Raw genomic sequence first — 11,695 nt, 5'->3', positions numbered from 1 at the left:
CGTCCATCTTCAGAAATCTTCTTGAAAGAGGATCGATCGCCCGGTCAAGCCCGGGCAAGACAAGATCTCATGACGAGTTCTGATGAAACCGATTGGACGCGGCAAATGACCCATCACCACCTGCATTCAAGTCCCGAAACCTGCCATTGGGGCTTCTTCGAAGCCGCGCTCAAGCCGGTCCTCACCATCGCGAGCGGCGATGAGGTGACGGTCGACACCATCAGCGGCGGACCGGACATGCTGCCCGACCGCAACAAGTTTCACATTCCGCCGGAGATATTCGAGGTTCATGCCAAAAATGAGCGCATGCTGCCGGGTCACATCCTCACCGGACCGATCGCGGTCGAGGGTGCCGAACCCGGCGACGTGCTCGCGGTCGAGATCCTCGATGTCCAGCTCCGCCAGGACTGGGGCTGGAACATGATCAAGCCGCTGTCCGGCACCCTGCCCGACGATTTCCACGAGACGCGAATGCTCAACATCCCGCTGGACCAGACGCGGATGGTCGGCCGCATGCCATGGGGCCTCGACCTGCCCCTCAAGCCGTTCTTCGGCGTCATGGGCGTGTCGCCGCCGCCGGCCTGGGGCCGCATCTCCTCGCTGATCCCGCGCGCCATGGGCGGCAATCTCGACAACAAGGAGCTCGGTGCAGGTGCGACACTGTATCTGCCGGTGTTCGTTCCGGGCGCGCTGTTCTCCTGCGGCGACGGCCACGGCGTGCAGGGCGACGGCGAGGTCTGCGTCACCGCGATCGAGACAGCGCTCCGGGGCCGCTTCCGCCTGACGCTGCGCAAGGACCTGCGGTTCGACTATCCCCGCGCCGAGACGGCGACGCACTACATGACCATGGCGATGGACCCCGACCTCGACCAGTGCGCGGTGCGCGCACTGCGCGACATGATCGTGCTGCTCGGCGAGACGCGAAACTTGTCGCGCGAAGACGCCTACACGCTGTGCAGCCTGGCGGCCGATTTGCGGGTGACGCAGACCGTCAACGGCTCCAAGGGCATCCATTGCATGATCGAAAAGGCGATCGTTCACGGCTGAGCCGACCCGGCCTCCCCTGACCTGTCAACGTGACGCCGCCGCCCGGTATCCCGCGCGGCGCGCTGCCTCGCGCCCAATTTTCCAAGCGATTCCAATAGGCTGAACCGCGGCTTCAGGCGGGATTTGACTCCCGGCACCAAACCTAAATAGAGTCTTAATCGTTACTTTTATGTACCCGAGTAAGAGGCTAGCGTTCGGGCCATGGCCACCGAAAAAGCCGAGACTGACCGCATTCCCGTAACCTTGGCGCTCTCGACCATCACCTATATGGAAAAACTGGTGAGACAGGGCACCCACGGCACGAGCGTTCCCGGCGTCGCGCGGACATTGATCGAGGAAGGCATCCGTCTCGCCATCAAGGACGGGCTTTTGTCGATTCGCGACAATGGCAGGACGTGAGCGCGTGCCGAACGTGAAGCGGACGGATCTCGCAGGCGGATGGCCGACATCTGCAACCTGGGACCGCTACAATGCCTGTTCTCTCACCGACCTGGACCAACGATCGAATTGAACTACTGAAGCGGCACTTCGAGGCCGGCCTCTCCTGCCGCGAGATTGCCGCCGACATCGGCGTGAGCCGCAACGCCGTGATCGGCAAGCTGTCCCGACTGAATCTCACACGCGGCGGGTCGAGCGACGAGCGCAAGCTGGAGCGGAGCTTCGCGCCGGCGCGCGCGCGGAGAGCCGTGCCGCGGCTGCAATATGAGATGCTTGCCACGATCTATGGCGAGACCGAAGGGCCTGCGGTCACGGCGCCGATCGACGATGCCAACCGCTGCTCGCTGCTGGAGCTTGGCGAAAACCGCTGCCGCTGGCCGATCTCGACGCCGGGTGCGGAGGATTTCTGCTTTTGCGGCAACACCGCGCCCGAGGGCCATTCCTATTGCGCCGGCCACAGCCGCCTCGCCTACCGGCCGAACTCGCGCGCCCGTGTGATGCGCGGCTGAAACAGCGCCCCCCAAAATGAAAAACCTCCGGCGGGGCATCACCGGAGGTTTCTGGAGGCTTAGCATGAAGCTAAGAGCCGTGACTTTCGTAATCGGCTGAGATCTGTATAGCTTAGTAACTCAGGTAAGTAAATAAGTTTGAGGGCGGTCGAATCGCATAGCTCGTCTTCGTCGCCCGCGTGGAAGGTCGCCGGATTTTCCGAAAGCCGCTGTTGAAAAAAACCCCGGCGGTGTTCCGCCGGGGCTTCATCAGATCCGAAGACCGTGAGCTTACCAGTTGCGCTGGGCGCGCAGCAGGAGGCTGTAGGTGTCCTGGTCCTTCAGCTCGTAGGTGGCCGCCGGCTTGGCGACGCTGTTCAGCGCTCCGGACGAGATCACGCCCGAATACTTCTGGTCGAGGTGGCTGTAGGTGAAGTCAGCCGAGAAGGTCAGGTTCTTCACCGGCGTCCAGCGGGTGATGACACCCACCTGGCCGATGTTGAAGTCCGGGTTGCAGGTGCCGGTCAGGGTAGCGAATGCGGCGCTGCTGCAGATCAGGCTCTTCGCAGTGCCGCTGTAGTTGACCGCAGCCCACGCGCCGTACAGCGCCGTGTTCCAGTACGGGTTCCAGTTGTGGGTGTAGGCACCACGGAAGCCGTAGGTCTTGGTCAGCTCGAGCTGGCCGCCGGGGCCAAACACCGCATCAGACACGCCGGCAAAGCCGATGCTCTGATAGGCGGCGTTCGAGCTGCCAAACATCGAGTAGCTGGTCGCGGCCAGCTCCTGGAAGTTATAGCGGCTAGCGCCCTCGGTGTAGACGCCCGACACGTTGATCACGTCGCCGGCACCGGTCGGGATGTTCTTGATCTGCAGAGCGAGCTGAACGGCCCAGCCCCACTTGTTTTCCGGATGCCCCGTCGCCTCGGTCGCCCCGTAGTAGGCAACCTGGTTGTCGTGCGCCGCGACCGATGCCTGGAACAGGCCCCAGGCCTGGTCGACGCGGACCGCGCCGACGATGTCGGGCGCCCGGGTGCCGCCGAAACTGTTCGAGCCATAGGCACCGCCGAGGACGCCGGTGGTGGACATGCCAGCGGTGTTCCAGATGTTGGTCTGGAAGGCCAGCGACTGGTCCTGCGCCGAGATGGTCGCCGACACGCCCTGACCGAAATCGGCCGTGTAGGTGAACTGGTTGACGCCGTTGGTGGTGCCGCTACCGCCGACCAGCTGGTCGAAGTTGTTGCCGGGATAGTTGATCCAGGGCGCGTCGAACTGCGACACGGCCTTACCCATGGTGAAGCCAGCGAACTGGATGAAGGCGTAGTAGACGCCGAGCGTACCGCCCGAGATCGAACCCGCGTTTGCGTTGTTCGGCGCAGACACCCCCCGTGCTTCCGAGTTGGGAGTAAACGGTCGCGCCGGTCCCCGAGCCGGTTCCCGTATAGAAATCGGTCGTCCAGGTGAACACGGCGTCAAAGTAAGTACGAACCACGCCGTACTCGGTCGCGGTACGGGTATCGATGTTGAGGTCCTCGCGAGCCCGCGTCGAATAGTAGTTCGCCAGGCGGTTGTTCGCACCGGCAACACCGTTGTACGCGCCGCTGTAGTTGCCGCCGGCATTGAGCGCGACTTCAGCACGCAGATAGCCGCCCAGCTTGATGCAGGTGTCAGTGCCCGGGATGTAGTAGAAACCCGCACCGTAGAGCGTGCAGATCTTCACGTACTCGACCGCCTTGGCCTTGACCGGAAGATCGGCCGCCTGGGCTCCACCCACGGCGATCAGACCCGCCGCAGTGCCGAGCAAAAGGCTCTTCACCACTTTCATTTAAAACCTCCAAGTTGCTCATTTTACGGAGAACGGACCGTGAGGCCCCCCAGATCCCCGTCTCTTCAAATTCCGCTCAGCCGCTTCGCGCTTTCGGACACACCCGCCTGAGACGCGAGGGACGTGAGCGAACCACCTGCAGCGGGACGATCGAGTACCCCCCACCGTCACGGATCAATATGCCTGCGCCGTTCTGTTAATCAAAATAGTTTATTGGCTCAGCTTACTGGTTTCGCTAAACCTGTGCCCGGAGCGCAACACTTCACCTGAGTCAGTCGGCTGACTTGATCATATTTGTAGTTTTAGTGACACAATTACCCTGCTCTGCACTTGCATCAGAGCAGACTTGCATGGACTATGGCCTTCCACGGTACCGGCCTAGAATAATCAGATCACGGGGAGTGACGCTGTGACCGCGACGAGGAAAGAAGGAGCGCGCCTCCGCTCCGTCGGCAATCTGGATATCATCAGGCGTTTTACCTGGGAGATATCGTCGATCAACATGTATCTGGAGGAGCTGCGTCAGTTCTGGGCGAGGACGCTGGGCATCAGCGGCCCGCAATGGCTGATCCTGATGGCGATCTCCGACCTCGACAAGGAGGACGGCGTCCCCATCAACGTGGTCTCCAAGCTGCTCCACGTCGATCCCTCGTTCGTCACCACCCAGTCCAAGCTTCTTGAGAAGAAGGGCCTGCTCCGCCGGCGCCCCTCGCCGACCGATGCCCGGGTGGTCCGGCTTTCGCTGGTCGAAAAGACCCAGAAGCACATCGCGAGCCTCAACGAGCAGTACAAGACGATCCGCGAATTCGTCTTCCAGGAGTTCGACGAGAACGAGCTCACCGAATTCACCGCCAAGCTCGCGACGCTGAAGACCCGGCTCGAAAAGGCCTGCGTCAGGATATCCCTCGACTTCTGAGGCGAGAGCCCGCGCTCAGATCCGCCGGCCTGCAGCGCCGAGCCGCGATTCAAGCCAGTCGAAAATGAACTCGTTGGCAAGGCTCGGATTGTCCGCATGGGCCTGCGCCGCGCCGGTCTCCGCCGCGGCGAACACCTTCAGCACGATGTCCGAGCCGCCGAGCCGGGACTTCTGCACGATCTGGCGCGCCCGGTCGGCCTTGAGCCAGCCGTCCTCGCCGAGCGTGATCAATACCGGACAGTCGACGCTGCTGGCCATCAGCGGCGAATGCGGCACCGGGACGATGCTGAGGTCGCTCATCGCAAACCGGCTGGCGAAGAAGGACCGTTCGTGCAGATCCCACAAGCCGCCGTCGCAGACGGCTGCAGCGAGCCGCGGCTCCTGCAACACCGCGCGCGCCACGAAAGAGGAGCCCCACCCGTCCGCCACGATCGCGACGCGATCGAAATCGACGTCGCTGCGCGCCTCCAGATAGTCCATGACACTTGCAATCGAGCTCTCGAGGTCACGGCGCTGCAAGAGCATGTCGGTGTAATCATCGCGCTGGTCGCCAAGTAGGTCCAGCGCAAGCATTGAGAAACCGCGTTCGCGCGCATGCGGCGCGAGCTTGAACAAGAACTCTTCCTTGCGATGCCCGGCTCGCCGATGCAGATCACAGTCGGCGCCCGTCCGTTCGCCGACGACGCAGGCAGGAAGTAACCCTGCAACGAATGGCCTTCGACCCACGGTATGGTCACGACCTCGCCCGCCGGCCTACGCGCCGCAACGAAGCGGCGGGCGCATTCCTGCATCGCGAGCACCGCAACCCAGCGGCGCTCGTCGGCCTGATCGAGCGGCATCGCAGCCGCGCCGTAGTAATTCATCGCACGCAGCCAGTTGCGCTGCGCGGTGGCCAGATGGCTCTCCGCGAATGCAGCCTCTGCACGCTGCCGGTTGGCTTGCGCGAGCTTCTTCCATTCGCGATGCCAGGATTGCTCGTCATCCCGCTCGAGCCGCCGCGCGATCATCAGGCATTCCGCGATCGTGGCGCCGCCCTCCTGGGCCGCGGCAAGCAACCGCGTGAATTCAGCGGAGATATCCTCTCTCTCCGGGCAAAGGGTCCAGTGGTCGGAGAGGCATGCGGGTATCATCGGAAACTACGTTCTAGATCGACTTACCCGTCACTGAATAAACTATTTCAGTTCCCTGACCAAGCTGCCGCGCACTGAATGAGACCCGTTCGAGATCACCATCGCTTGAACGCATGGATCATGTCGCATGCGTGACATTCCGTTTTGTCATGAGAGGTCGACCGCGCGCGAAAGAGGTACGTGAATATCACCAACGCAACTCTTGTCATGACAATCATCATACCTATATCCGCGCGCGTTCGTTGACAGTGTCAGCCGAGCCGCCAGCCAACCTCCTGGGCGAAGCTTTCGTAGAAGGCCCTGTCATAGGCCTGCTCGGGTGCAGCGCGTACGCGCTCGTCAAGACGTTTTGCGTCCTCGCCCACAAGAATGCGCCAGCGCTCTGCTTTCACCCCGTCGAGGATGATCTTCGCGGCTTGCGCAGCCGTCGTCGGCGCATCCTCGAGGAAGCTGCGGGCGCGCTCGGCGAACACCGCCTGGATGTCCTCGTCCGACATCTTGTCAGCATCTGGCACGCCGGCCCCAACCATGCGCTTGCGGGTCAGCGCCACCTCGTCGGCGTTGAGTCGGTCTGATCCGTCACTGCTCTGCACCTTGCGCGAGTTGGAGACGATCGAGGTGCCGATGTGGCCGGGCATCACCACCGAGCATTTGACATGCGGCGCGTGCAGGCGGAGGTCGTTGATCAGCGCTTCGGTAAATCCCTTCACCGCGAACTTGGCCGAGCTGTAGGCGGTGTGCGCCTGGTTCATGCCGATCGAGGCCCAGAAGCCGTTGACGCTCGCGGTGTTGACGATGTGGGCCTCGTCCGCCGCCACCAGCATCGGCAGGAAGGTGCGCACGCCGAGATAGACGCCGCCCCAGCAGATGTTGAAGGTGCGCTCCCACTGCTCGCGCGTGTTAGTGAACAGGCTACCGCCGCCGCCGATGCCGGCATTGTTGAACAGAAGATGGATCCTGTCGGTCTTCTGCTGCTCGGCGAGCTCGTCGCGAAAACGCTTCAGATGATCCTCGATCGAGACATCGGCGACATGCGTCGTGACGCGCAGGCCCTGCGGCAGCTTCTCGACCTCGCAAAGCCGCTTGGTCTCGGCCATCGCGGCTTCCGAGACGTCGCACATCGCCACATTACAGCCCTCGGCAACGAGCTGCCGCGCGAGCTCGCGCCCCATCCCGGTGCCGCCGCCGGTGATGACGGCGATCTTTCCTGCAAAATCTTTCATGGGACTTTCGGCCCCTCCCTTGTCGGTATGTTTCTTCGTCGCAGCGCCGCTCACGGTGGCGCATGCAAAATGTAGCAGCGCCGCACCAGCAGGTAAAAGCCGATCGGCGCGGCCATCTACGACATCAGTTATTTCGGAGGGCGGACTATACGGCCGCTTCCTGTTGCCCGTTCAACGCACCGAACGCCTCCAGCGCCTTGCGGGTCGCGGACCATAAGCCTTGTGGCGATCCCGCTCATTTGGCGAGTATCCGCGTTAGCAAGCCTACCGGCCCGCAGCTTGTGAAGTGCTGGCGACGCGGCGCTGCCCTCACAATCGATCATTCCCGCGATCAATTCGGCAGGATTCCCCGTATTTGTCCGGCTTCGGTTTAGGGAGAATTTTTTTACAAGCCGAATCGCCAAGTGGAGCTGGACCGTGGGTCGGGTCGCCGCGGCCGGCGTGTCGTTTCCGACACAGGCTGTGGCACTCCGCTTGCATCCTGCTCGTGGCCAGAAACTACCGATGAGGTGACAGGAATGTTCGTAACCGTCGTAGCCGTGCTCTGCCGGCTCGGTGCCGCTGCTTCGGGCAGCTGCGTCGAGGAAATCGTGACCGACAGCAACATGACGCCCGAAATTTCGATGATGCAGTGCGCGGTCGGCGCACAGGCACCGCTTGCGAAATGGATGGGCGAGCACCCGATCTATCACGCCAACTGGCGCCTCGAGCGCTACAAATGCGTGCCGGGTCACTACGAGATCAAGGGCCGCGCCTAAGGCCCCACAAAACTACGTTACCCGAGGAAACGCCCCGGAGGCCGCCTTTTCCCTCCGTGTGGGCCCAACCAGCGCCAGACCCCATCGAGGTGGCGCGTTCTGTGGCAGCAATCACGCCTTCCGCAAGATCATCGCACGCGCCTTGCGCCCTTCCGACTCGACGCCTTCAACGTTCACGTTCTCGTGCGCGCCTATCTCGAAAGCCGCCGCAAGGACATGCGCAATCGATCTTGATATAGCGACCTTCATCTGCGTCAGCGCGATCGAGGCCGTCGCGCACAACACGGTGCTGAACCGGGCCGAGATGCTGCCGGAGAAGATGGTGAGGATGCTGACGGCTGAAACGACGCGGATGGTGGTCGGGAATTTGCGGCCATCCACGGAGCTTTCTCGTTACAGATTTGTCGCACATCAAGAACGCGTGCGTGAGCCTGTTGGAGGGATTGAACCAGACGCAAGAGCCCCATTTATCCGGGCAGCAGCGGAATGCCTGAGAAAGTTAGTCGATGCTTTCACCCGAATGGAAAGGAATAACCGTCGCTGCGGCGGTTGCGTTCCTCTCAATATCCCTCTTGGCGGTCGACGCGGCCGTGGACCTAAGCGCGAGCGGGTTCACCAAACGCCTGGAGCGCGCGGAGGTCTCCATCGCGCACGCGATGGGGCACCATCAACTTGCCTTCGCCGTTCGGGCCTGGGCCCGTGGCAAGAATCTTCCGGTGCAGCAGTGCTCACAGAGCACGTGCTGACCGCCCGCCGCTGGCGCCGACTCATTTCCGAAAACAGGAGATCGCTTACCGATACGCGAGGAGCTCGGTTCTGAGAGCCAAAAGCGGGGAGGCTCTCAGGCCGCGATCGCGGCGATGAACGGCTTGATCCCCGCGATGTTCATGACCTGTGTCAGATTGTAGGCCAGGACCGAGAGCGCCATCTCAGCGGCGGCCAAGAGATCGTGGACACCTACATCGCGCGGCCCGGCAAGAACGCGGACACCGCCTTCGCCAAGCTCGACGCGCACGAGATCGAGAAAGCGAGGCTCGCGGCACCCTTGATCTACATCTACGTCAACACCAAGCACAGCGGCTAATTTCTTTCTATGCACGTACTTTGCACGTAGCGTGCCGCTATTTGGCCCATGCCAACCCAGTAGGGAGGATTGGTCATGAAAATGTCTGCACTCTTGTTCGCCGCTGCTACGTTGACCGTGCTCACGATCATGCCCGTGATGGCGCAGCAAACCACTGGCGAGGCGGGTTCGCCCGGCGCCACGACCACGATCGACGGCAAGCAGCTACCGTCTCCGGATCCGGCATTCGGCGGCATAATCAAGAACGATGCCTGCGCCGCGCATCGTCCCGCCGGACGGGGCGCCGAACGTTCTGCTGATCATCACGGACGACGCTGGCTTCGGTGTGCCGAGCACCTTCGGCGGCGTTATTCCGACGCCGACGATGGACCGCATCGCCAACGGGGGCCTGCGTTACAACCGCGTCTTCTCCACCGCACTATGCTCGCCGACCCGCGCGGCGCTGATCACCGGGCGCAATCACCATTCGGCGGGCTTCGGTGTGATCTCCGAACAGTCGACCGGCTTCCCGGGCTACAACAGCATCATCGGCAAGGACAAAGCGACGATCGGGCGGATTCTGCTCGACAACGGCTACGCGACCTCCTGGTTCGGCAAGGATCACAACACGCCCGCCTTCGCCGCGAGCCAGGCCGGCCCCTTCAACCAGTGGCCGATGGGCATGGGATTCGAGTATTTCTACGGCTTCGTCGGCGGCGACGCGAACCAGTGGGAGCCGAACCTCTTCCGCAACACGACGCAGATTTACCCGTTTCTGGGCAAGCAGCCAGGCACCTGGAATCTCGTCACCGCTATGGCCGACGACGCCATCGACTGGATGACGCGTATGCATCAGACAGACCCGTCCAAGCCGCTCTTCATCAAGTATGCGCCCGGGGCCACGTACGCACCGCACCATCCTAGCAAGGAGTGGGTGGACAGGATCAGCGCAATGCACCTGTTCGACGATGGCTATGAAAAGATTCGCCAGCGCATATTCGAGAACCAGAAACGGCTTGGCGTGATCCCGAACTCCACAAAGCTCGCGCCTTGGCCCAACGATATGCTGAAGCCGTGGGACCAACTCACGGCCGATGAGAAGAAACTCTTCATCCGTCAGGTCGAGGTGTTCGCGGCCTACGCCGCCTACAACGACCATGAGATCGGTCGCGTGATCAAGCAGTTCGAAGACCTCGGAAGGCTGGACAACACGCTCGTCATCTACATCAATGGCGACAACGGCACCAGCGCCGAAGGTGGGCCGCTGGGCACGCCGAACGAAGTCGCGTTCTTCAACGGCTTGAACGCGCTGCCCGTCGACGTGCAGATGAAATTCTACGATGTCTGGGGCACCGAGCAGACGTACAACCATATGTCGGCGGGCTGGTCGTGGGCGTTCGACACACCGTTCGACTGGTTCAAGCAGAACGCCTCGCGGCTCGGCGGCATCAACCAGAACATGGCCGTGTCGTGGCCGGCCCGCATCAAGGACAAGGGCGCCTTGCGCGAACAGTTCGTCCACGTGATCGACGTCCTGCCGACGATTCTCGAGGCCGCCGGCCTTCCAGCCCCGGATTACGTTGACGGCATCAAGCAGGCGCCGATCGAGGGGACGAGCTTCGCCTACACGTTCGATGCAGCCAACGCCAAGGTACCGTCACGGCATCAGACGCAGTATTTCGAGATGATGGGCCAGTGGGCACTCTACAACGACGGCTGGATGTTAAGCACAAAGGTCAATCGCGCGCCGTGGGAGGCGTTCGGCCCAGCCAACCCTGATCCGCTGAACAACCAGACCCTGCAGCTCTACAACCTGAGCACGGACTTCAGCCAATCCGAAGACGTCGCGGCCACGAACCCGCAGAAGGTCGGCGAGATGAAGGAGATGTTCATCGCAGAGGCCAGGAAGTACCAGGTCTTCCCGCTCGACGCGTCGGTCGCCGCGCGCGTCGTCGCGCCTCGCCCAAACATCACTGCCGGCCGCACGGAGTTCGTCTATACGCGGCCCATGACGGGATTGCCGCAGGGAGACTCACCGCATCTGCTCAATACGTCCTACACCATCACCGCCGACATCGACGTGCCGCAGGGCGGCGCCGAGGGCATGATCCTGACCTCGGGCGGGCGCTTTGCCGGCTACGGCTTCTATCTGCTGCAGGGCAAACCGGTGTTCCTGCGGAACATGGTCGACCTCGAGCGCATCAAGTGGGAAGGCGCGGATGCACTGTCGCCGGGCCGGCATACGGTCGAGTTTGATTTCAAGTACGACGGCATCGGCGCCGGCACGCTCGCCTACAACAACTTCAGCGGTCTGGCACAGCCTGGCACCGGCACGCTGAAGGTAGATGGCAAGGAGGTCGCCACAAAGCGGATGGAGAAGACACTTCCGATGATTCTCCAATGGGACGAGAGCTTCGATGTCGGCTCTGACACTCTCACCGGCGTGAACGATGCCGACTATAGGCCGCCCTTCCCGCTGACGGCCAAGCTCAACAAGCTGACGATCAAGGTCGACCGCCCGCAACTCTCTCCCGCAGACATCAAGACCCTACAGGCGGCCATGCGAGAGAAGGCGAAGGCGGATTGATTTCGTGGCGCCAAACATGCGGGTCAGCCGGCCAGTCGAAAGGCTGGATCAAGGTCGAGAACCGGATGCACCCGGCGATGCTGGGCGGTCCGTGGCAACTGACCGCCCAAAAATAGATTGGATCGTATTGTGAGCGGCCCGAGACATAGGTGACAGAACGTACCGGACACATGGGTTACACTTTCCGCTTTTGTTCTGCGGGAGGTGTGGATGCCGTGGAAAG

At 62.2% G+C, this 11,695-nt stretch carries 9 protein-coding genes and 3 pseudogenes; 7 read left to right on the top strand and 5 right to left on the bottom strand.

Going from position 1 to position 11,695, the window contains the following annotated elements; all coding sequences use genetic code 11:
• Window positions 1-105 precede the first annotated feature (105 nt).
• From AC629_RS15660 to AC629_RS15650, 3 genes are all read left to right on the top strand, one after another.
• Window positions 106-1,047 (top strand): acetamidase/formamidase family protein, encoded by a 942-nt coding sequence (locus AC629_RS15660; RefSeq protein ID WP_084805645.1) that lies wholly within the window; start codon window positions 106-108, stop codon window positions 1,045-1,047.
• Between the two features lie 201 nt (window positions 1,048-1,248).
• Entirely contained in the window at window positions 1,249-1,446 is a 198-nt protein-coding gene (locus AC629_RS15655) for a hypothetical protein (protein WP_084805644.1), read from the top strand.
• Window positions 1,447-1,517: 71 nt separating this feature from the next.
• Entirely contained in the window at window positions 1,518-1,994 is a 477-nt protein-coding gene (locus AC629_RS15650; protein WP_084805643.1) for a GcrA family cell cycle regulator, read from the top strand.
• 270 nt (window positions 1,995-2,264) lie between these two features.
• Here the strand turns inward: AC629_RS15650 and AC629_RS15645 are convergent.
• Window positions 2,265-3,795 (bottom strand): annotated as a pseudogene (locus AC629_RS15645) (porin).
• Window positions 3,796-4,204: 409 nt separating this feature from the next.
• Here AC629_RS15645 and AC629_RS15640 point away from each other — a divergent pair.
• A complete protein-coding gene (locus AC629_RS15640; protein ID WP_084805641.1) occupies window positions 4,205-4,711 on the top strand; it encodes a MarR family winged helix-turn-helix transcriptional regulator in 507 nt (168 codons plus the stop codon).
• A gap of 15 nt (window positions 4,712-4,726) precedes the next feature.
• Here AC629_RS15640 and AC629_RS15635 read toward each other — a convergent pair.
• Window positions 4,727-5,841, bottom strand: a pseudogene (locus tag AC629_RS15635) (alpha/beta hydrolase family protein).
• Window positions 5,842-6,092: 251 nt separating this feature from the next.
• Window positions 6,093-7,064 (bottom strand): SDR family NAD(P)-dependent oxidoreductase, encoded by a 972-nt coding sequence (locus AC629_RS15630; protein WP_084805683.1) that lies wholly within the window; start codon window positions 7,062-7,064, stop codon window positions 6,093-6,095.
• 518 nt (window positions 7,065-7,582) lie between these two features.
• Here AC629_RS15630 and AC629_RS15625 point away from each other — a divergent pair.
• The gene (locus tag AC629_RS15625; RefSeq protein WP_074120584.1) at window positions 7,583-7,822 is read left to right on the top strand and encodes a hypothetical protein; all 240 of its coding nucleotides are present in this window, start codon (window positions 7,583-7,585) and stop codon (window positions 7,820-7,822) included.
• Between the two features lie 111 nt (window positions 7,823-7,933).
• Here the strand turns inward: AC629_RS15625 and AC629_RS46835 are convergent, their stop codons facing one another.
• Window positions 7,934-8,203, bottom strand: a complete 270-nt coding sequence (locus AC629_RS46835) for a hypothetical protein (protein WP_084805639.1) — start codon at window positions 8,201-8,203, stop codon at window positions 7,934-7,936.
• Window positions 8,204-8,771: 568 nt separating this feature from the next.
• On the opposite strand from AC629_RS46835, the gene AC629_RS49860 reads away from it, so the two are divergent.
• Both AC629_RS49860 and AC629_RS15610 read left to right on the top strand, forming a co-directional pair.
• Window positions 8,772-8,906 carry a hypothetical protein gene (locus AC629_RS49860; protein ID WP_283846721.1) on the top strand — a complete coding sequence of 45 codons (135 nt, stop codon included), beginning with the start codon at window positions 8,772-8,774 and terminating at the stop codon, window positions 8,904-8,906.
• A gap of 81 nt (window positions 8,907-8,987) precedes the next feature.
• A pseudogene (locus tag AC629_RS15610) lies at window positions 8,988-11,472 on the top strand (arylsulfatase).
• 23 nt (window positions 11,473-11,495) lie between these two features.
• Here AC629_RS15610 and AC629_RS47720 read toward each other — a convergent pair.
• Window positions 11,496-11,695 (bottom strand): hypothetical protein (locus AC629_RS47720; RefSeq protein WP_210419053.1); only part of this gene is annotated, 200 nt, incomplete at its 5' end.

This window comes from Bradyrhizobium sp. NAS80.1 (assembly GCF_001908205.1).
Taxonomy (GTDB): domain Bacteria; phylum Pseudomonadota; class Alphaproteobacteria; order Rhizobiales; family Xanthobacteraceae; genus Bradyrhizobium.
Note: the sequence above shows the minus strand (reverse complement) of the source record. Positions and strands in the feature narration are given on the sequence as shown.

What these genes read in the sequence shown, in the direction of transcription:
- AC629_RS15660 (WP_084805645.1), top strand. Translation starts at nt 106, where the DNA reads ATGACCCATCACCACCTGCATTCAAGTCCCGAAACCTGCCATTGGGGC.
- AC629_RS15655 (WP_084805644.1), top strand. Translation starts at nt 1,249, where the DNA reads ATGGCCACCGAAAAAGCCGAGACTGACCGCATTCCCGTAACCTTGGCG.
- AC629_RS15650 (WP_084805643.1), top strand. Translation starts at nt 1,518, where the DNA reads ATGCCTGTTCTCTCACCGACCTGGACCAACGATCGAATTGAACTACTG.
- AC629_RS15630 (WP_084805683.1), bottom strand. Translation starts at nt 7,064, where the DNA reads ATGAAAGATTTTGCAGGAAAGATCGCCGTCATCACCGGCGGCGGCACC.
- AC629_RS15625 (WP_074120584.1), top strand. Translation starts at nt 7,583, where the DNA reads ATGTTCGTAACCGTCGTAGCCGTGCTCTGCCGGCTCGGTGCCGCTGCT.